Genomic DNA, 18,149 nt, shown 5'->3' with positions numbered 1-18,149 from the left:
CGGTCATGCTGGCAGCTGTACCGGCCCTGGCGCAGGAGCAGGTTGGCGATCTCGACTGGCGACCTGAGGTGGCGTCGCCGGCCTACGTGGCCGATGGGCCTCGTGTCCGTGTCGATCAGGGCCATGGCAGCGAGCAGACCATTGAAGGACGCTACGCCGCCTTCGCCGCCCTGATGCGGGCGGACGGATATCGGATCGAAGCGAGCCGGGGGCGGCTCGATGCGCCCGGCGCGCTCGATGGCGTGGCGGTGTTGGTTATCTCCAATCCGGCGCGCCCGGCGGACGGCTCGCGCGCCTCGGCTTTCGACGACGCCGAGATCGAGGCGATCAGCCGCTGGGTGGAGCAGGGCGGGGCGTTGCTTCTGGCCGCCGATCACGCGCCGCACGGCGCAGCCGCCGAAGCCCTGGCCGCAAGGTTCGGGGTGTCGATGGGAACGGGCTACGCCTTCCAGCCCGTGGGCGGCGACGTCACGGCCAATCTGGTCTTTCCGCGCCCGGCGCTTGCGGATCATCCGATCATTGAAGGCCGCGACGACAGCGAGCGCGTGACGGTCGTCAAGAGTTTCACGGGGCAGTCGCTCGCTGGGCCGACGGACGCGACCGTGCTGCTTGCGATGAGCGTGGACGCGCGAGAGGCTCCCGATCTCGAAGCCCTGCAGACGATCCGACGTCGCCTGCGGGCCGGCCAGGATCCATCCGTCGTCCTCGCCGAGCTATCGCGGTCCGCCTTGCCGGCTCAAGGTGTCGCCTTCCGTTTCGGCGAGGGCCGGGTCGTCGTGCTGGGAGAGGCCGGCATGCTCACGGCGCAGATCGTGCGGTTTCCCGACCAGCCGGATCGCGAGCCGCTCCGCATGGGGCTGAATACGACCGGCCATGACGATCAGCAGTTCGTGCTGAACCTGATGCACTGGCTGTCGCGTCTTCTCCCCTGATGCTACAGGGGCGCCATGAGCGCTCCCGATCCCTACGAACCGATGTTTTCCGCCCTGTGCCGCGAGGTGGGGTATTGCCTGCACGCCAAGGGCCAGAAGCGGGTGATCGAGGCCCTGCCCAAGGGTCTGGACGCCGCCGTGCGCGCCGTCTTCGCCGCCGAAGGCGTGGACGAGCCCAATGCGCCGGGCGACGTGAAGCGCGCCGTGCGCGAATGCCTGAAGGCGAACTTGCCAGCTTGACCGTTCCGGGCCGATAAGTCGGAACGAATCCGGGCTTTGTCGCTTGGGTTTTACGAACGGGCGCCTATGTGCTGCCTATCAAGATCTGTCGGAAAAGGAGCTCTCCCATGGCCTTCACCCTGCCCCCGCTGCCCTACGCCTATGGCGCGCTCGAGCCGGCCATCGACAAGGAGACGATGACCTTCCACCACGACAAGCACCACCAGACCTATGTCGACAACCTGAACAAGGCCGTCGACGCCGACGCCGGTCTGCAGGGCAAGTCGCTGGAAGAGATCTTCACCAGCATCTCGACCGCGCCCAAGGCTGTCCGCAACAACGGCGGCGGTCACTGGAACCACAGCCTGTTCTGGGAACTGCTGGCCCCGGCCGATCAGGCCGGCGAACCCTCGGCTGAACTCGCCGCCGCCATCGAGAGCGATCTCGGCGGCATGGACAAGTTCAAGGAAGACTTCAACGCCGCCGGCGCCGCACAGTTCGGCTCGGGCTGGGCCTGGCTGATCGTCCAGAACGGCAAGCTGAAGATCACTTCGACCCCCAACCAGGACAATCCGCTGATGGATGTCGTGGACGAGCGCGGCGAAGTCATCCTGGGCGCCGACGTCTGGGAACACGCCTACTATCTGAAATACCAGAACCGCCGCGCCGACTATCTGAAGTCGTTCTGGTCGGTGGTGAACTGGAACAAGGTCAACGAACTGTACGAAGCCGCCAAGTAAGGCCCGCCACAGATCGCGATCTAGATCGAGACAAGACGACGCCCGCCGGAACCTCCGGCGGGCGTTTTCGATTCAGGTTCTACAGACGGAGAGTGAAGCGATGCGGATGATGATGACGGGGGCGGCCTTGGCCTGCCTGACCTTGGCGGCGTGCAATCCACAGGCGGGCCAGCAGAAATCCGGCGATCACGCCCCGCCCACGCCGCAGCAGACGGTCGCCGCCCCGGCCGAGAAGCCGGTCTATCGGTTCAAGATCGGCGCACTGGACGCCATCGCCCTGTTCGACGGCGAGAACCCGGTCAAGAACGACAACCAGACTTTCGGCGTCGGCCTGACGCCCCAGGTGGTCGCTGCGTCCCTAACCGCCGCCGGTCAGCCGGCCGATCCGATCATGCTGGAAATCCATCCGCTGCTGGTCAGGAACGGCGACCGGACCATGCTGTTCGACACCGGCCTGGGCGAGGGCAAGGGCCAGCTGATGGACAGCCTGCAAAAGGCTGGCGTCGATCAGGCCTCCATCACCGACGTGCTGATCTCGCACGGCCACCCCGACCATGTCGGCGGCCTGATCCGCGCCGGCGGTCTGGCCTTCCCCAATGCTGCGATCCGGATGCCGCAGGCGGAATGGGCCTCGATCCGCGCCAATCCCGAACTGGCCGATCTGGTGCGCATCATCACGCCCAAGGTCCAGGCCTTCGCGCCGGGCGGAGAGGTCGCGCCGGGCGTGACGGCCCAGGACACGGCGGGCCATACGCCGGGCCACGTCGCCTATCTGATCGCCGATGGCCAGAACCAACTGCTCTTCACCGGCGACCTGATGCACCACTGGATTCTGTCGGTGGAGCATCCCGACTGGCGCGTCGGCTATGACGACGATCAGGCGGCGGGCGAGAAGGCGCGGCTGGATCAGGTGACGGCGCTGCGCAACTCTGGCGCCCATATCTACGCCTATCACTTCCCGTTCCCGGGCCTGGGCAAGATCGCCACCCGCGAGGGCCGGGCCATGTTCATCTCCGAGGCGCAATCAGCGACGGACTAGATACGAAGATCCAGACTGTGCCGGGCGCGTTCGTTCATGCGCTCGGCATGGTGCTGGCGCAGCATCCGACGCTGTCGAAGCATCTCGTGGATGCCGTCCGCCAGTTCGAGCAGCTGCCCGTCGTTCAGCGGCTCGACAAGGTCGATCAGCTTGGTTTTCAGCGTCGCGAACGCCGGCTCGGACAGGCCGGTCTGGAACGTCTTGGCTTCATTCGTCACCCTTGGTCCTCCTCTATCGTCTCAGGCGACTGGAGGCTTCACCCGGTCGGAAAGGGATGGGTGCGGGCCATCGTTCCATTCCATCGTGCTTAACGGCCCGCCCGGCTTGACTCCCCCGGCTTGACTCCATGCCCGCCGGTGGCCATAAGCGCCGCCTTCCATGCCTCCGGTTCGCCGGGGGCGGGATTGATGACGGAAGATGCGTGGACCGCCGTTGAGATCGCATTCCCAATCGAGGGGATGCCGGGCCGTATCGTTGAAAAGAGAATAGAATGTCCAAGCGCCACAGCGCCAAATACAAGATCGACCGCGCCATGGGTGAGAACCTGTGGGGCCGCGCCAAGTCGCCGGTCAACAAGCGTTCTTACGGTCCCGGTCAGCACGGTCAGCGTCGCAAGTCGAAGGTTTCGGACTTCGGTCTGCAACTGAAGGCCAAGCAGAAGCTGAAGGGCTACTACGGCAACATCACCGAGAAGCAATTCGCCAAGACCTACGACGAAGCCACGCGTCGCAAGGGCAACACCTCGGAAAACCTGATCGGTCTGCTGGAATCGCGTCTGGACGCCATCGTCTACCGCGCCAAGTTCGTCCCGACCGTCTGGGCCGCCCGTCAGTTCGTCAACCACGGCCACGTCACGGTCAACGGCAAGAAGGTCGACATCGCCTCCTACCGCGTGAAGCCGGACGACGTCGTCACGGTGAAGGAAAAGTCGCGCAGCATGGCTCTGGTGATCGAAGCCCAGACGTCGTCGGAACGCGACGTGCCGGATTATCTGGAACTGTCGGACCGCTCGTTCTCGGTTCGCTACGTCCGCGTCCCGGAACTGTCGGACGTGCCGTACGCCGTGAAGATGGAACCGAACCTGGTCGTCGAATACTACGCTTCGTAAGCGAAGCCTCGACCAGTTGAGTTTGAAGGGCCTCGGACTCGTCCGGGGCCCTTCGTTTTTACCCTGTTCCCTCCACGGGCGAACAGGCGCATTCTCGGCCCGTTCAGGCTTTGAGAGACAGGGGAGGTCGTCGGTGCGCGACTCCATCATCGGACGACTGGCTTTGATCGCCGCCGCATCGGCGAGCCTTGCCGCCTGCGCCACCGGCGGCGAGCCGTCCGTCTCGACCCAGGGCATGCCGGGCGCGCTTGAGCCGATCCACGCCGCCGCCTTCACCAAGGACGAGGCCGTTTTCTGGGTCAGCTCCAACGGCTGCACCGACAAGGAAGACCTGATCCCCATCGTCAGCCTGCAGGGCGGCGCTGCCGTCATCACCCTGCGCCGCATCGACGAGGACAAGTGCCGCCAGGATCTGGTCGAGGGCGTCGAGCTGAAGTGGTCGTTCGAGGAACTGGGCCTGCCGGCCGGTTCGCCCATCAGCGTCAACAATCCCTATCAACTGCCGCGCTCCTGACCTCCCGAATAGGGATTGGTTAAGCCTGTTCGGGCGCGTCTGATTAAATTCTCTGCTGCTACGGAGCCAGGCTGTCTTCCCCACGGTCTGTAGCTTTCATGCGCTTTTTCACCTGCCTGACCGACGACCATAATCTGTGGCTGGTCGGGCTCGCCGCCGGCCTGTGCCTGATCGGCTCCATCATCACCTTCCGCCTCTATCGCCGACTGCGCGCCGCCGAAAAGGGCACGCGCCTGGCCTGGGCCTTCATGGGCGCGGTGGCGACCGGGGCGACGATCTGGTGCACCCATTTCGTGGCCATGATCGCCTATGAGCCGGGCGCCGCCATCAGCTACGAGCCGGTCCTGACGGGTGTCTCCCTGGGCGTCGCCATCGCCGGCAGCGCGCTTGCCCTTTGGGTCGCTTCGCGAGCCATGCGGTTCTCGGCCGAGATCGGCGGCGTGCTGTTCGGCCTGACCGTCGTGGCGATGCACTATACCGGCATGGCGGCCTTTGCGACCGATGCGGTCATTCACTGGTCCGCCGCCTATATCGCCGCCTCGATCGTGGGCGCCGTCGTCTTCGGCGCCCTGGCGTTCAACCGCGCACGCCGTCCCGGACAGATCGCGCCGGTCGCGTTGATGGTCTTGGGGATCGTCGCGCTGCACTTCACCGGCATGGCCGCGATGACGGTCATACCCCTGTCGCCGCTGGTCGACGCCGTCGCCGCCGATTCCGCCAATGTCATCATGGCCTTCGCTGTCTCCGCCGTCGGCCTGATGATGCTGGGCACCGGCGTCGCCAGTCACGCCCTGGACATGCAGTCCCGGCTTCAGGCCAAGGCGCGCCTCGATCATCTGATCGAGGGCAGCGTGGACGGCATGGTGGTCGCGCAGGACGGCCTGATCCTGGCCGCCAACGCCGCCTTCGCCGACCTGTCGGGCATGGACCGCAACGCCCTGGTCGGTGAGCCGCTGTCGCGCTGGCTGGTTCACACCACCGATCTGGCCGTGGGCGGTCTGACCCAGTCCAGGCTGGTCGGAGCGGGCGGGACCGAAATCCCGGTCGAGATCGCCGTGCGTCGCGACGGCGGTCACGCGGTCGAAGCCGACCTGATGATCTATGCCGTGCGCGACCTACGCACGCGTCTGGCCCAAGAACGCCGCATCGCTCACCTGGCGCGCAACGACAGCCTGACCGGCCTGCCGAACCGCTCGTCCTTCCTGGAATGGCTGACGCGCCAGACCGCCGACGACAGCGCCGCGACCCGGGTCGCCCTGCTCGCCATCGACCTGGACCGGTTCAAGGAGGTCAACGACGTTCACGGCCACGCCGCGGGCGACCAGCTTCTGATCCGCATCGCCGAACGGATGAAGGCCAGCCTGCGCCCCGGCGAGTTCGTGGCTCGCTTGGGCGGCGACGAGTTCGTGGCCGTCGTTGCGGTCGAACAGCGCGAGGACGCGCTGGGCCTGGTCGATCGTCTGCGCCAGGCCGTCATCGCGCCAGTCATGCTGGACCATGCCGAGGTCGCCTGCGGCCTCAGCGTGGGGGTCGCCGTCTGGCCCGACGACGCGCGCGACATCTCGTCCCTGATCAATGACGCGGACCTGGCCATGTACCGCGCCAAGGCCTCGCTGGGGACCGACGTCTGCTTTTACGAGGAAGAGATGGACGAGGCGGTGCGCAACCGCCGTCGCATGGCCCAGCAGATGCGCGAGGCCCTGGACCAGGGCCAGTTCAGCCTGAACTGGCAGATTCAGGCCGCCGTCGATACGGGCGACATCACCGGCTACGAAGTGCTGCTGCGCTGGATCCAGCCTGACGGGACCTTCATTTCGCCGGCCGACTTCATCCCCCTGGCCGAAGAGAACGGCCTGATCCTGCCGATCGGCGAATGGGTGCTGCGCACCGCCTGCGCCGAGGCCGCCGCCTGGGCCGAGCCGTACAAGATCGCGGTCAACCTGTCGCCGGTCCAGCTGGGCCACGTCGATCTGCCGCGCCTGGTGCATCAGGTTCTGGTGGAGACTGGCCTGTCGCCCTCGCGGCTGGAGCTGGAGATCACCGAGACGGCCATGATCACCGACATGGAGCGCACAACCCACGTGCTGCGCCAGCTGAAGCTGCTGGGCGTCTCCATCGCCATGGACGATTTCGGCACCGGCTATTCGTCCCTGTCGACCCTGCGCGCCTTCCCGTTCGACAAGATCAAGCTGGACCGCTCCTTCATGTCGGAGCTGGACGGCGGACCTCAATCCGCCGCCATCATCCGCGCGGTGCTGGCCTTGGGCGAGAGCCTGGACATCCCGGTCCTGGCGGAGGGCGTAGAAACGCTGGAACAGCTGACCTTCTTGCGCGACCAAGGCTGCGACGAGGTTCAGGGCTATCTGCTGGGCCGCCCGCAGAAGACGGCCGAAGGCCATATCCAGCAGGCTGCTCGCGTCCTGTGGGACGGCGCACCACCGCTGGAAGACGCCGCCTGATCAGGCCTTACGCACCGGCCTTGCCGTAGCCCGGCCAATATTTCTTGCCGGCCCGCTCGTATTGCGGCGGCAGGCCCTCGTCGTCGCCCAGCGCAACGGCCGCATGATGCGCCCAGTTGGGATCGTCCAGCGCCGCACGGGCGATGGCGATCAGGTCCGCCTGACCCGACGCCACGATGCCCTCGGCCTTTTGCGGATCGAAGATCATGCCCACGGCCATGACGTTGGCGTCCGGCGTCGCCGCCTTCACGGCTTGCGCGAACCGCAGCTGATAGCCCGGCTCGGCGCCCGGAATGTCGGCGCGCGCGACATTGCCGCCCGACGTCAGATGCAGATAGTCATAGCCCATGTCGTGCAGGGCCTGACCGAGGGCCGTGACCTCGTCCAGGGCGATGCCGCCCTCGACCCAGTCCGACCCGTTGAACCGCACGCCCAGCGCCTTGGCGCGCGGCCAGACGTCGCGCAAGCCCTGGGCCACCCGCAAGGGGAAGCGCGCCCGGTTCTCGAACCCGCCGCCGAAGTTATCGGTGCGATGGTTGGACAGGGGCGACAGGAACTGGGTCAGCAGATAGCCGTGGGCGGCGTGCAGCTCGACCAGGTCGAACCCGGCCCGGTCGGCCCGGCGCGCGGCGTCCTCGAAGGCCGCGACGACCCGGTCCATGTCGCCTTGCGTCATCGCCGTCGGGGTATGCCAGTCGTCCTTGAACGGTTCGGCCGAGGCGCTGAACGTCTCCCATGCGCCCTCGTCGGCGCCTAGGGCGCGACCGCCCTTCCACGGCGCGCTGGTCGAGGCCTTGCGGCCCGCATGGCCCAGCTGAACGCCGATCGGCGTGTCGCTGTAGGTGCGGATGTCGGTGATGATCTGCGCGAAGGCGGCTTCCTGGGCGTCGTTCCACAGGCCGGTGTCGTCCGGCGTGATGCGCCCCGCCGCCTCGACCCCGGTCGCCTCGACGATGACCAGGCCCGCGCCCGAGATCGCCAGCTTTCCCAGATGCTGCACGTGCCAGGGCTGAGGCACGCCGTCGATGGCGGAATACTGGCACATCGGGGCGATGACGACGCGGTTCTTCAGCGTCAGGGGCCCCACGGCGCGGGGCGAGAACAGCAGGCTCATGAGAGACGATCCGAGGAGAAGGGGAGGGACCGTAGCTATGGCGGTTGCAGACGCGTTCAAGCCCAGCCTGTCCGATTGTTCATCCAGCTTGCCGATAATTCACGTGTGCGGAACCGACCTGCGCGGCACAAAGGGTCAAGCTTTCAAAGGGGAACCACCAATGCTTCGTCTCGCCATCGCCATCGCCATCGCCGCTCCGCTGCTGTCGGGCTGCATCATCGTCTCGACCGAAAAGCCGACCACGCGGGTCATCACCGCCCCGGCCTCGGGCCAGTGATGCGCGGTCTCGCAAAGGGTCTGGCGGTCGCGGCCCTGGTCGCGCCGCTTCTGTCGGCCTGCGTCATCTATGACAGCGATGCGGGCGAGAACGTCTCGGTCAATGTCACGCGCAACGACGCCCCGCCGGCCGAGGCCATTCGCGAGGCCCGCTTTGCCGACGGCGCCCTGGTCGCGCGTGTCGATTCCAACGGCTGCACCCAGGCGTCCGATTTCGAAGTGTCGGTGTCGGACGGCTCGCCCACCGAGATCACTCTGCGCCGCACCAAGCCGGACCTGTGCAAGGCCCTGGTCGCCGACGGCGTCGAACTGCGCTGGACCTACGCCGACCTGGGCCTGGAGCCCGGCACCCCGGCGCGGATTCTCAATCCGCTGAAGTAGGCGTCTCGAACACGCTCAGCATCGTGGGCGGAATGCGCTGGGGCCTCAGGGTCGCGGCGTCGACCAGCACCCATTCGGTGACGCCCTGGGCGCAGACGCGGCCTTGGGCGTCCTCGATGCGGACATAGCGGGTGAAGCGTGGCCCCTGCGGATCGCCGACCCAGGTGCGGGCGACCACGCCCTGGGCGCCCGGCTCGATGCCGCGCAGATAGTCGATCTCGTGCCGGGTCGCGACCCACGACCATTTCGCCCGCGTCGCCTCGTCGAAGCGCGCGTTCCAGTGGGCCGTGCCAGCGTCCTGCAGCCAGCCGACATAGACGACGTTGTTGACGTGGCCATTGGCGTCGATGTGCTCGGGCCGCACGTCCAGCGGCACGACGAAGACCTCGCGGTCCTCGCGCGGCTCAAGCGTCTTGCGGGCCATCAGGCCTCGCCGAGCGGCACGCCCTTCTCGACCATCAGGGCCTGAAGTTCGCCAGCCTGGAACATTTCGCGGATGATGTCCGATCCGCCGACGAATTCGCCCTTCACATAGAGCTGGGGAATGGTGGGCCAGTCGGTGAAGCTCTTGACGCCTTCGCGCAGGGCCTCGTCCTGCAGAACGTCCACGCCCACGAAGGCGGCGCCGACATGATCCAGGATCTGAACCGCCAGGGACGAGAAGCCGCAGCGCGGCTGGTCCGGCGTGCCCTTCATGAACAGCACGACGTCGTTCTGGGCGACGGTTTCGCCGATGAAGGCGTGGGCGGGATCGGCGGTCTGGGCAGTATCGGTCACGGGAAGGGCCTTTCGTGAAGCCCGTCAGCTAGGGAGCCGAGAGGGCGCGGTCAAGGCGTCCGCGACGATCTGTATGGCGCGGGTCGTTCTGCGTCAGGCGGCCTGGCTGGCGACGACGCGCGCCATCTCGATCTGCGCGGCCAGGCCAGGCGGCATGTCGCGCTCGGGCGCGGCCGCCAGTTGCGCCAGCCGTTCGGTGTCGGTGGCGTTGACGATCACGCTGGACACCGTCGGATCGGTCAGGACGTAGGCCAGGCAGATCGCCTCGGCCGTCCAGTTCTGCGTGCGATACAGGAAGCCGAAGGCGTCCTTCTGCGGCGTATCCGGCGGCCGCTTCTGCGCGCCGATGCCGAACAGGCCCTTCTTCAAGACCGGCGCGATGCGCGGACCCGAGCGACGATCCTTGAAGAAGTCATAGGCGAAGACCGACATGTCCTGCTCGCGCGCCGAGCGGATGCGATTGCGGACCTTCCAGTCGGCGTTGATGCCCAGCGGGGTCAACAGGGCGTCGAACGCGCCGGTCGAGACATAGGCGTCCATCACCTCGCCGCCGCCCGCGATGCCCAGCAGCTTGATGCGCCCGGTCGCCCGCATGGCCTTCAGCGCGCTCAGCGAGGATTGCGCCAGTTCGGTCTCGCCCGGCTCGTGCAGCACCGCCACGTCGATCCAGCCCAGGCCCGAGAAGTGCAGCACCCGATCGATGGCGGCCGTCATGCCCTGGGCGGAAAAATCCCGGTCTTCGCCGCGTCCGTCGCCGGCCCCCAGGGTCAGGCTGACATAGACCAGCTTGCGATCCACGTGCGACAGGGCCTCGCCCAGCACCTCGGCCGCCACGGGGTCGGCGCTGTCCAGGCGGTAGCTGTTGACGCCCGCTTCCAGCGCCGAATACAGCAGGTCCAGACCCGCTTCACGCCCGCGCTTCAGCGCATCGGCGCCGAAGTTCAGCGTCAGGTTGGAGATGGCGGCGCCCGAGGCGCCGAAGGGCCTGTAGCGCATCGGTCAGTTTCCCGCCTCGGGCGCCGAGGTTTCCAGCGCCAACGCATGAAGTTCGCCGCCCATCTGACCCTTCAGCGCGGCATAGACCATCTGGTGCTGGCGCACGCGCGGCACGCCCGCAAAGGCGCTGGACACGATGCGGGCGCGATAGTGGTCGCCGTCGCCCGCCAGATCCTCGATCTCGATCTCGGCGTCGGCAAAGGCGTCGACCAGATGCTGGCGCAGCGTTTCCACGGACATGGGCATGGGCAGGGACTCGCGGTTCGTTCGACGCCAGTTTGCCCGATAATCCTTAATGGCGACCTACGGCGCCCGGCGCGGCCGTTCGAACAGCTGAACCGGATGATCCTTGTAGGTCGCTGTCGCATAGGGCCGGTAGCCGACCCGCTCTGCCAGTTTCAGCGAGGCCAGGTTCTCGGGCGCAATCATGCACACCGTGCGCGTCGCCGACAGGCGGGCGTCGGCCCAGGCCAAGGCGACTTCAAGCGCCTCGCGCGCCAACCCCCCGCCATGAAAGGCCGGCGACAGGCCCCAGCCCAGTTCTGGATCGGTCATGGCCGGCTCTATCAGCCTGCGGTGGTCCAGGATCGAGACATTGCCCAGATAGATGCCGTCCTTCGCCCGACGAATCGTCCAACTGCCGTAACCATCGACGGTCCACTGCCCCAGGTCGCGCAGCAGCCGGAACCAGACCTCTTCACTGTTCATCGGACGGCCGGTGATGTGACGGGTGAAGTCCGCGTTCGCCCAGAGGACCAACAGATCGTCGTAATCCGTCACGGACACCGGGCTAAGCACCAGTCGTTCGGTCGTCAGTATTCTGTCGTTCACATCAGGCCCAGTTGCTTGAAGCTGGCCACCCCGTCGCGGCCGACGACCAGATGGTCGTGAACCTCGACGTTAAGGGCGCGCCCGGCCTGCACAACCTGTTTCGTGATCTCGACGTCGGCGCGGCTGGGCGTGGGATCGCCGGACGGATGGTTGTGCACCAGGATCAGGGCGCTGGCCGACAGCTCCAGCGCGCGCCGCACCACCTCGCGCGGATAGACCGGGGCGTGATCGACCGTGCCCCGGTTCTGCACCTCGTCCAGGATCAGCTGGTTCTTCTTGTCTAGATACAAGACGCGAAATTGCTCGCGCGGCTCGTGTTGCAGGGCGACCCGGACATAGGCCAGCAAAGCCGTCCACGACGAGATCACCGGCCGTTTCGCCGTCGGCTCGCGCGCGATCCGTCGCGTCACGTCGAAGATCAGCTGCAGGTCCAGCGCGATCGCCCGCGTCGCCTTGCCGACGGCATAGCCCATCGACCGCGCGACCTGATCCTCGATCGCCTCATGGCTGGCCGCCCCGATCCCCTCCAGCCCGCCGAACCGCGCCAGCAGATCCTTGGCCAGCGGCTTGGTGTCCTTGTAGGGCACGCTGCGGAACAGCAGCAGTTCCAGCAACTCATAGTCGGGCAGGGCGCCCAGCCCGCCCTTCGCCGCCCTCTCGCGCAGCCGGTCGCGATGGCCGCTGTGGCGCGGTTTGGGCTTGGTGAGAATCTCGTCGGTCATACGCCGTCAGGCTCGCAGATGCGCAACCTTCACAGGATCGGTCGATCCGACGACGCGCGCAAGCTCAACGTGTGTCGTTACACCTTCTTGAGTCGCCTTGGGCGCTTATGAGGGCGGCGGGGGTGCCATCGCGCTTAATCGAACCTGCCGACCAAAACTGTATCTGTAGGTAAGATCCCAGCCGTGCGCCGCCTCTGGTGACGGAGCGAGCCTGAAGGACAGGCAACGCGTCTCCCCCAAGCATGGCGTGACGGACACTATCTGGCTCGGCGCGAGAAATCCTGTCGTCCCGGCTTTACGGTCGGCAGGGCTCAATGCATCCAGAGCGTGGGCGTAGGCTTGAAGGGCCCCTTTCGCCGCTTCGGGCGACAGGGCAGCGAAACCTTCAGGCGAGTTCGCGTTCTGTGTGCAGCCTCCGGCATCATCTGCTGCGCGATACAGAACCTGACGATACCCGCTGAATACCCGAACGGTCGGCTTTCCCTGAACGGTCTGATCTTCGCCGAAGAACCCGTTCAGGGCCGTTTCGCAAATCCCTTGCGACACCAGGCTTGGGGCTTCGACGAGCTTAATGACGATATTGCCTGGCGGGGCCGGCGGTAGAGATGACGAAAGGGCGGCTGACTTGATCGCGTCGGCCCGCTCCGGTGTCAGCCAAAGCGCCAGGTCGCGGCTGTCAGCGTCGCGGACCTGCTCGACCGGTCGTTCTTCTGACGGAAGGGGGAGTTGGCTGTAGCCGGCATTCAACTGAACCAGCCTGCCAGCCTGATCAAGCGTCGGCGCGCATCCCGCCGCCAGCAGAAGCAGGGGTATGATTTGTCTCACCGGATACCCCCGCGCCGTCAGCCGTCAGTTCGGCCGGAACAGCCCAGCCGGAGACGCCGTGAAGATCTCCAGCCCGTCTTCCGTCACCCCGATGGTGTGCTCGCACTGGGCGGACAGGGACTTGTCGCGCGTCACGGCGGTCCAGCCGTCGGACAGCACCTTCACGTGCGGCTTGCCCAGGTTGACCATCGGCTCGACGGTGAAGAACATGCCGGGTTTCAGAACCGCGCCCTCGCCGCGACGGCCGTAGTGCAGGACGTTGGGGCTGTCGTGGAAGACGCGGCCGATGCCGTGGCCGCAGAAGTCGCGGACCACGCTCATGCGCTGGGCCTCGACGAACTTCTGGATGGCGAAGCCGATGTCGCCGAAGGTGTTGCCCGGCTTGACCTGTTCCAGGCCCAGCTCCAGCGACTGATAGGTCACGTCGATCAGCTTCTTGGCCCGCGCATTGATCTCGCCCACCGCATACATGCGGCTGGAATCGCCGTGCCAGCCGTCGACGATGACGGTGTGGTCGATGTTGACGATGTCGCCGTCCTTAAGCACCCGGTCGCCCGGAATGCCGTGGCAGACGACGTGGTTGATCGAGGTGCAGACGGTCTTTTCATAGCCCTTGTAGCCCAGGCAGGCGGGCAGGCCGCCGTTGTCCAGGGTGAACTCGCGCACCAGATCGTCGATCGTGCTGGTCAGGACGCCCGGCTTCACATGGGCGGCGATCATGTCCAGCGCCTCGGCGACCAGACGGCCGGCCTTTCGCATGCCTTCGAAGTCTTCGGCGTCGTGGACGCGAATGGCGCTGGAGCGGACCAGGACGTCGGTTTCGATTTCGGGCGTTTCGTACATGGGGCGATCGGTCTGCAAAAGGCGGGGATACGGCGCAATCCGTTCGCCGCAGATGGTCGTTATAGCATGAAACCTCAACCCCGAGTTTGGATTCCCGCATGACCGACGTCGATCCCACTGCCGGGCCCATTGCTGCCGGGCCCCCCGCCGCCGTCACAGCCGCCGTGCTGGTCATCGGCGATGAAATCCTGTCGGGCCGGACCCAGGACACGAACACCAACACCATCGCCCGTTTCCTGGCCGCGCTGGGGATCGACCTGATGGAGGCGCGGGTCGTCAGCGACGACCATGACCGGATCATCGAGGCGCTCGACGCGCTGCGCGCGCGCTGGGACTATGTCTTCACCACCGGCGGCATCGGTCCGACCCATGACGACATCACCGCCGACGCCGTCGCGGCGGCTTTCGGCGTGGCCCTGCCCGAACATCCCGAGGCCCTGGCCATACTGGCGCGGCGCTATGGCGACGACTTCAACGCCGCGCGCCGCCGCATGGCACGCATCCCCGACGGCGGAGTGCTGATCGCCAATCCGGTCACCGACGCGCCGGGCTTCCAGATCGGCAATGTCTTCGTCATGGCCGGCGTGCCCAGGATCATGCAGGCGATGCTGGAGGACGTGGCGCCGCGTCTGCGCACCGGCGCCGTCGTTCATGCCCGCACGCTGAAGGTCAGCGGGGTGGGCGAGGGGGCTGTGGCCGAAGTGCTGCGGACGGCCGCAAATCTGCGCCGTGACCTGTCGTTCGGCAGCTATCCGTTCGGCCACGGCAGCGTCGGCGAGATCGGAACCCAGCTGGTCATCCGTGGCCGTGACGCGGGCCTGGTCGAGGCGGCGGCGCAAGATTTGATCGCCGAACTGCGAAATATGGGCATCGATGTTGCCGCAACGTAACCTCTCGAAGCCGTGATCATGTGCGGCTCAGGCGCCACGGTTTCGCCCGTTTCCGGTCCGATGGGGGCCTTGCCCGCAACGCTTTCGCGCCGTGAACGCTGAGTGGGCTCCTCCCCGGATCGACCGCGCGTAATGCGGTCGACGTTTACTTAGGTGTTTGAAATGACCTCCAGGAACTTCGCCCGCGTGGGCGGGCTCGCCCTGACGACCGCCCTGCTGGCCGGCGTCGCCGCTCCGGCCATGGCCGGCTCCTTCTATGTTCAGGAACAATCGACGCGCGCCCAGGGCCGCGCCAACGCCGGCGTCGGCGCCGACAAGGGTGTCCAATCGCTGTGGTGGAACCCCGCCGCCATCGCCGGCACGCAACGCGAAGTCTATCTCGGCATGCACGGCCTGATCCTGGACTCCGACGTCGATAACCGCGGCTCCACCCTCAGCTACAATCTGCCCGCCCCGACCCCGCCGTTCCCGGCCGGCACCATCCTCAGCGGCTCGACCGTCGTCGCCGGTGATCCGCACGTCCACGACGTGGTCGAAAGCGGCATCGTGCCGAACTTCGCCGTCTCCATGCCGATCGGCGACCGCTTCAACGTCGGCCTGGCCGTCCAGGCGCCCTACAACTTCACCACCAAGTACGAACAGCCCGACTTCGCCCGCTACGACGCCCTGACGTCCGAGCTGCGCTCGGCCAACGTCAGCCTGGTCGCCGCCATGACGGTCACCGACTGGCTGGACATCGGCGCCGGCTTCGACGCCCAGTACGCCAAGGCGACCCTGTCGTCGGCTTTGCCGAACCTGCCGACCGTCGCCGGCGTGGCTCCGCTGGTGCTGATCCCTGCAGCGACCGACGGCCGCAACCAGCTGGAAGGCGACGGTTGGGACTACGGATGGAACGCCGGCGCCCAGATGCATTTCGGCAAGCTGGACCTGGGTCTGTCCTACCGCTCCAAGATCGAGCACGAGCTAGAAGGCTCGGTGAACATCTCGGGCCTGACCGGCGCCCTGGCCGCCGCCAACGTTTCGGCTGACGGCGTCGCCAGCTTCAACACCCCCTGGTACGCCACCGTCTCGGCCCGTTACGCCGTCAACGACCGCCTGACCCTGAACGCCCAGGTCAACCAGATTGGCTGGAGCGAGTTCGACGCCATCCGCGTCGCCTACGGAGCCACCGGCTCGTCGACCATCGTTCAGGACTATGACGACGTCACCACCGGCTCGATCGGCTTCGACTACAAGATCGACCCGACCATGACGGTCCGCGCCGGCCTGGGCTACGACCCGACCCCGACCTCGGACGATCACCGCACCGCCCGTATCCCGGACGGCGACCGCTGGCTCTACGCCGCTGGCCTGTCCAAGACGGTCGGTTCGATGACCTTCGACGGCGCCGTGACCTACATCGACATCGACACCGCGCAGATCAACGACACGCGCGACGTCTATGGCAACGGCCTGGTCATCTCGAACCTGCGCGGCGAGGCCAAGGGCTCGGGCGTCGGCTTCTCGATGGGCGCGACCTGGGCCTTCTAAGGTCCGCATACGCCTGACATGAGAACGGCGGCTCCTTCCCAGGAGCCGCCGTTTTTTTTATTCCTCCACCGCATAGCGGGGGAGGGGGACCGCGCGAAGCGGGTGGAGGGGGCGGAAACGGGCGCGATGTCCGACGTTTCACGCCGTGCGACGTTCGCCCCCTCCACCGCTTCGCGGTCCCCCTCCCCCGTTTCGCTGCGCTTCACGGGGGAGGATTTAGATCAAGCCTTGGCGCCGCCGACATAGCCCTTGCCGCCGTTGGACGGGCGACGACGGGGACGGCGCTTCATTTCGCCTTCCGCCGGCTTAACGTTGTCGTTGATCGACGGGACGCGCTCGCCGGCCAGGGGGTTGTAGGCGCGTTCGGGACGCGGGGCCGCCGGGGTTTCGCCCGGACGGGCGCGACGCTGGCGATGAGGCTGGCCGCCGCCTTCCGGGCGCACGCCGTCGCGGTGCGGGACGCGGCTGCGTCCACGTCCGCCACGACCTTCGCCACGGCCGCCTTCGCCACGGTCGCCGCCTTCACGTTCCGGCATGGTCGCCTTCTTGCCGACGCCGGTCGCCATGATGGTGGCGTCCAGCTGGCCCAGGGCCTTGTCGTTGCGACGGTCGATGGCCGGGATCTTCTGGCGCGTGACCTTCTCGATGTCCTTCAGCAGCTTCATCTCGTCGCCGGCGACGAAGCTGACGGCGGTGCCGTCCTTGCCCGCCCGCGCGGTGCGGCCGATGCGGTGGACATAGGATTCCGGCACGTGCGGCAGTTCGAAGTTCACGACGTGCGAGACGCCGTCCACGTCGATGCCGCGCGCGGCGATGTCGGTGGCGACCAGCACGCGCAGCTTGCCGGCCTTGAAGGCGGCCAGGGTGCGTTCACGCTGGGGCTGGCTCTTGTTGCCGTGGATGGCGCCGGCCTCGACGCCGCCGGCTTCCAGATAGGCCGCGACCTTGTCGGCGCCGTGCTTGGTCTTGGTGAAGACCAGGCAGCGCGTGTATTCGGGATCCGAGAACATCTCGGTCAGCAGGGCGCGCTTCCTGCCCTGTTCGATATAGACGACCGACTGGCTGATGCGCTGCACCGTGGTCGATTGCGGCGTGACCTGGACCTTGACCGGATCCTTCAGCAGTTCGCCCGCCAGCTTGCCGATCTCGCTGGGCATGGTCGCCGAGAAGAACAGGTTCTGACGCTTGGCCGGGATCTTGGAAACGATCTGGCGGATCGGCTTGATGAAGCCCAGGTCCAGCATCTGGTCGGCCTCGTCCAGCACGAAGATCTCGGTCTGCGACAGGTCCAGGTTCTTCTGCTGGATATGGTCCAGCAGGCGGCCCGGCGCGGCGACCAGGATGTCCAGACCCTGTTGCAGGGCGCGTTCCTGACCGCCGTATTTCACGCCGCCGAAGATCACGGCGACCCGGAAGCCCAGGTGGGCGCCGTAGGCCTTGAAGCTGTCGCCGATCTGGGTCGCCAGTTCACGCGTGGGCGACAGGACCAGCACGCGCGTCGTGCGCGGCTTGGGGGCGATGCGGTTCTCGGCCAGGCGATGCAGGATCGGCAGGGCGAAGGCGGCGGTCTTGCCGGTGCCCGTCTGGGCGATGCCCAGCAGGTCCTTGCCGGCCATGACGTCGGGGATGGCCTTTTCCTGGATCGGGGTCGGCGTGGTGTAGCCGGTCGAGGCCAGGGCCTGCAGGAGGGCCTTGTTCAGGCCCATGGATTCGAAGGTGATGCTCACAGTGTGTCTTTCGCGTAGCGGCGACGCGCATCGGCCATGGCATGACGCCGTCGGGCCGCGCACCGCCAGTCCCGACGGGGCCTCAAGGAATGAGGCCTGCGGGGTGGATCGGGCGCCGCCCCGCGTGTCCGGGCAGCGAATGGATATGAGGGGCCGGCGGCTTCTACAGACAGGTCCGGGAAGGACCCACACGCGCTGGAGACGCCGGAGATCGCGATTGTGCGAC

The 18,149-nt window shown here is 66.8% G+C and carries 21 protein-coding genes; 10 read left to right on the top strand and 11 right to left on the bottom strand.

Annotated elements, in window-relative coordinates; genetic code table 11:
* Window positions 1-5: 5 nt before the first annotated feature.
* The 4 genes from ACK4MH_RS01570 to ACK4MH_RS01555 all read left to right on the top strand — a co-directional run bounded on the left by ACK4MH_RS01570 (window position 6) and on the right by ACK4MH_RS01555 (window position 2,930).
* Window positions 6-932 carry a DUF4350 domain-containing protein gene (locus tag ACK4MH_RS01570; RefSeq protein ID WP_409713718.1) on the top strand — a complete coding sequence of 309 codons (927 nt, stop codon included), beginning with the start codon at window positions 6-8 and terminating at the stop codon, window positions 930-932.
* Window positions 933-947: 15 nt separating this feature from the next.
* Window positions 948-1,172, top strand: coding sequence for a hypothetical protein (locus tag ACK4MH_RS01565; protein WP_409713715.1), 225 nt, complete (start codon window positions 948-950; stop codon window positions 1,170-1,172).
* A gap of 107 nt (window positions 1,173-1,279) precedes the next feature.
* On the top strand, window positions 1,280-1,891 hold the full coding sequence (locus ACK4MH_RS01560) for a superoxide dismutase (protein ID WP_409713712.1): 612 nt from the start codon (window positions 1,280-1,282) through the stop codon (window positions 1,889-1,891).
* Window positions 1,892-1,991: 100 nt separating this feature from the next.
* Window positions 1,992-2,930 carry an MBL fold metallo-hydrolase gene (locus tag ACK4MH_RS01555; protein ID WP_409713709.1) on the top strand — a complete coding sequence of 313 codons (939 nt, stop codon included), beginning with the start codon at window positions 1,992-1,994 and terminating at the stop codon, window positions 2,928-2,930.
* Here the strand turns inward: ACK4MH_RS01555 and ACK4MH_RS01550 are convergent.
* Window positions 2,927-3,148 (bottom strand): hypothetical protein, encoded by a 222-nt coding sequence (locus tag ACK4MH_RS01550; protein ID WP_346494792.1) that lies wholly within the window; start codon window positions 3,146-3,148, stop codon window positions 2,927-2,929. The genes ACK4MH_RS01555 and ACK4MH_RS01550 overlap by 4 nt on opposite strands.
* A gap of 272 nt (window positions 3,149-3,420) precedes the next feature.
* Between ACK4MH_RS01550 and rpsD the strand changes: the two genes are divergently transcribed.
* The 3 genes from rpsD (at window position 3,421) to ACK4MH_RS01535 (ending at window position 7,011) form a co-directional block, all read left to right on the top strand.
* Window positions 3,421-4,038: a 30S ribosomal protein S4 gene (gene rpsD / locus ACK4MH_RS01545; protein WP_135194849.1), complete on the top strand. Its 618-nt coding sequence runs from the start codon at window positions 3,421-3,423 to the stop codon at window positions 4,036-4,038.
* Between the two features lie 133 nt (window positions 4,039-4,171).
* On the top strand, window positions 4,172-4,552 hold the full coding sequence (locus ACK4MH_RS01540) for a hypothetical protein (RefSeq protein ID WP_409713705.1): 381 nt from the start codon (window positions 4,172-4,174) through the stop codon (window positions 4,550-4,552).
* Between the two features lie 98 nt (window positions 4,553-4,650).
* Window positions 4,651-7,011 (top strand): EAL domain-containing protein, encoded by a 2,361-nt coding sequence (locus ACK4MH_RS01535; RefSeq protein ID WP_409713702.1) that lies wholly within the window; start codon window positions 4,651-4,653, stop codon window positions 7,009-7,011.
* 7 nt (window positions 7,012-7,018) lie between these two features.
* On the opposite strand, the gene ACK4MH_RS01530 is transcribed toward ACK4MH_RS01535, so the two are convergent.
* Entirely contained in the window at window positions 7,019-8,125 is a 1,107-nt protein-coding gene (locus ACK4MH_RS01530; protein ID WP_409713700.1) for an NADH:flavin oxidoreductase/NADH oxidase, read from the bottom strand.
* 276 nt (window positions 8,126-8,401) lie between these two features.
* Between ACK4MH_RS01530 and ACK4MH_RS01525 the strand changes: the two genes are divergently transcribed.
* Entirely contained in the window at window positions 8,402-8,782 is a 381-nt protein-coding gene (locus ACK4MH_RS01525; RefSeq protein WP_409713697.1) for a hypothetical protein, read from the top strand.
* Here the strand turns inward: ACK4MH_RS01525 and ACK4MH_RS01520 are convergent.
* The 8 genes from ACK4MH_RS01520 to map form a co-directional block, all read right to left on the bottom strand.
* Entirely contained in the window at window positions 8,766-9,206 is a 441-nt protein-coding gene (locus ACK4MH_RS01520; protein ID WP_409713694.1) for an acyl-CoA thioesterase, read from the bottom strand. The genes ACK4MH_RS01525 and ACK4MH_RS01520 overlap by 17 nt on opposite strands.
* Window positions 9,206-9,559 (bottom strand): Grx4 family monothiol glutaredoxin, encoded by a 354-nt coding sequence (gene grxD / locus ACK4MH_RS01515; RefSeq protein WP_409713691.1) that lies wholly within the window; start codon window positions 9,557-9,559, stop codon window positions 9,206-9,208. Before grxD ends, ACK4MH_RS01520 begins: the two co-directional genes overlap by 1 nt.
* A 93-nt stretch (window positions 9,560-9,652) precedes the next feature.
* A complete protein-coding gene (locus tag ACK4MH_RS01510) occupies window positions 9,653-10,555 on the bottom strand; it encodes an oxidoreductase (RefSeq protein WP_409713688.1) in 903 nt (300 codons plus the stop codon).
* A 3-nt stretch (window positions 10,556-10,558) separates the two neighbouring features.
* On the bottom strand, window positions 10,559-10,801 hold the full coding sequence (locus ACK4MH_RS01505; protein ID WP_135194857.1) for a BolA/IbaG family iron-sulfur metabolism protein: 243 nt from the start codon (window positions 10,799-10,801) through the stop codon (window positions 10,559-10,561).
* A 57-nt stretch (window positions 10,802-10,858) separates the two neighbouring features.
* Complete coding sequence (locus tag ACK4MH_RS01500; RefSeq protein WP_409713684.1) at window positions 10,859-11,386, bottom strand: GNAT family N-acetyltransferase; 528 nt, start codon at window positions 11,384-11,386, stop codon at window positions 10,859-10,861.
* Window positions 11,383-12,108 (bottom strand): RadC family protein, encoded by a 726-nt coding sequence (radC, locus tag ACK4MH_RS01495; RefSeq protein WP_135194859.1) that lies wholly within the window; start codon window positions 12,106-12,108, stop codon window positions 11,383-11,385. Before radC ends, ACK4MH_RS01500 begins: the two co-directional genes overlap by 4 nt.
* A 105-nt stretch (window positions 12,109-12,213) precedes the next feature.
* Complete coding sequence (locus ACK4MH_RS01490) at window positions 12,214-12,933, bottom strand: hypothetical protein (protein ID WP_409713681.1); 720 nt, start codon at window positions 12,931-12,933, stop codon at window positions 12,214-12,216.
* A 24-nt stretch (window positions 12,934-12,957) separates the two neighbouring features.
* Window positions 12,958-13,776 (bottom strand): type I methionyl aminopeptidase, encoded by an 819-nt coding sequence (gene map / locus ACK4MH_RS01485; RefSeq protein WP_409713678.1) that lies wholly within the window; start codon window positions 13,774-13,776, stop codon window positions 12,958-12,960.
* Between the two features lie 98 nt (window positions 13,777-13,874).
* Here map and ACK4MH_RS01480 point away from each other — a divergent pair, with 98 nt between their 5' ends.
* On the top strand, window positions 13,875-14,666 hold the full coding sequence (locus ACK4MH_RS01480) for a competence/damage-inducible protein A (RefSeq protein ID WP_409713675.1): 792 nt from the start codon (window positions 13,875-13,877) through the stop codon (window positions 14,664-14,666).
* 162 nt (window positions 14,667-14,828) lie between these two features.
* Window positions 14,829-16,196 carry an OmpP1/FadL family transporter gene (locus ACK4MH_RS01475; RefSeq protein WP_409713672.1) on the top strand — a complete coding sequence of 456 codons (1,368 nt, stop codon included), beginning with the start codon at window positions 14,829-14,831 and terminating at the stop codon, window positions 16,194-16,196.
* Window positions 16,197-16,417: 221 nt separating this feature from the next.
* Here the strand turns inward: ACK4MH_RS01475 and ACK4MH_RS01470 are convergent, their stop codons facing one another.
* The gene (locus ACK4MH_RS01470; protein ID WP_409713669.1) at window positions 16,418-17,923 is read right to left on the bottom strand and encodes a DEAD/DEAH box helicase; all 1,506 of its coding nucleotides are present in this window, start codon (window positions 17,921-17,923) and stop codon (window positions 16,418-16,420) included.
* Window positions 17,924-18,149 lie beyond the last annotated feature (226 nt).

This window comes from Brevundimonas sp. (genome assembly GCF_046295075.1).
GTDB lineage: Bacteria > Pseudomonadota > Alphaproteobacteria > Caulobacterales > Caulobacteraceae > Brevundimonas.
Note: the sequence above shows the minus strand (reverse complement) of the source record. Positions and strands in the feature narration are given on the sequence as shown.

Bases quoted from the DNA above. Each gene is read 5' to 3' on its own strand.
- ACK4MH_RS01570 (WP_409713718.1), top strand. From the start codon at position 6: ATGCTGGCAGCTGTACCGGCCCTGGCGCAGGAGCAGGTTGGCGATCTC.
- ACK4MH_RS01565 (WP_409713715.1), top strand. From the start codon at position 948: ATGAGCGCTCCCGATCCCTACGAACCGATGTTTTCCGCCCTGTGCCGC.
- ACK4MH_RS01560 (WP_409713712.1), top strand. From the start codon at position 1,280: ATGGCCTTCACCCTGCCCCCGCTGCCCTACGCCTATGGCGCGCTCGAG.
- ACK4MH_RS01555 (WP_409713709.1), top strand. From the start codon at position 1,992: ATGCGGATGATGATGACGGGGGCGGCCTTGGCCTGCCTGACCTTGGCG.
- rpsD (WP_135194849.1), top strand. From the start codon at position 3,421: ATGTCCAAGCGCCACAGCGCCAAATACAAGATCGACCGCGCCATGGGT.
- ACK4MH_RS01535 (WP_409713702.1), top strand. From the start codon at position 4,651: ATGCGCTTTTTCACCTGCCTGACCGACGACCATAATCTGTGGCTGGTC.
- ACK4MH_RS01530 (WP_409713700.1), bottom strand. From the start codon at position 8,125: ATGAGCCTGCTGTTCTCGCCCCGCGCCGTGGGGCCCCTGACGCTGAAG.
- ACK4MH_RS01525 (WP_409713697.1), top strand. From the start codon at position 8,402: ATGCGCGGTCTCGCAAAGGGTCTGGCGGTCGCGGCCCTGGTCGCGCCG.
- ACK4MH_RS01520 (WP_409713694.1), bottom strand. From the start codon at position 9,206: ATGGCCCGCAAGACGCTTGAGCCGCGCGAGGACCGCGAGGTCTTCGTC.
- ACK4MH_RS01510 (WP_409713688.1), bottom strand. From the start codon at position 10,555: ATGCGCTACAGGCCCTTCGGCGCCTCGGGCGCCGCCATCTCCAACCTG.
- ACK4MH_RS01505 (WP_135194857.1), bottom strand. From the start codon at position 10,801: ATGCCCATGTCCGTGGAAACGCTGCGCCAGCATCTGGTCGACGCCTTT.
- radC (WP_135194859.1), bottom strand. From the start codon at position 12,108: ATGACCGACGAGATTCTCACCAAGCCCAAACCGCGCCACAGCGGCCAT.
- map (WP_409713678.1), bottom strand. From the start codon at position 13,776: ATGTACGAAACGCCCGAAATCGAAACCGACGTCCTGGTCCGCTCCAGC.
- ACK4MH_RS01480 (WP_409713675.1), top strand. From the start codon at position 13,875: ATGACCGACGTCGATCCCACTGCCGGGCCCATTGCTGCCGGGCCCCCC.
- ACK4MH_RS01475 (WP_409713672.1), top strand. From the start codon at position 14,829: ATGACCTCCAGGAACTTCGCCCGCGTGGGCGGGCTCGCCCTGACGACC.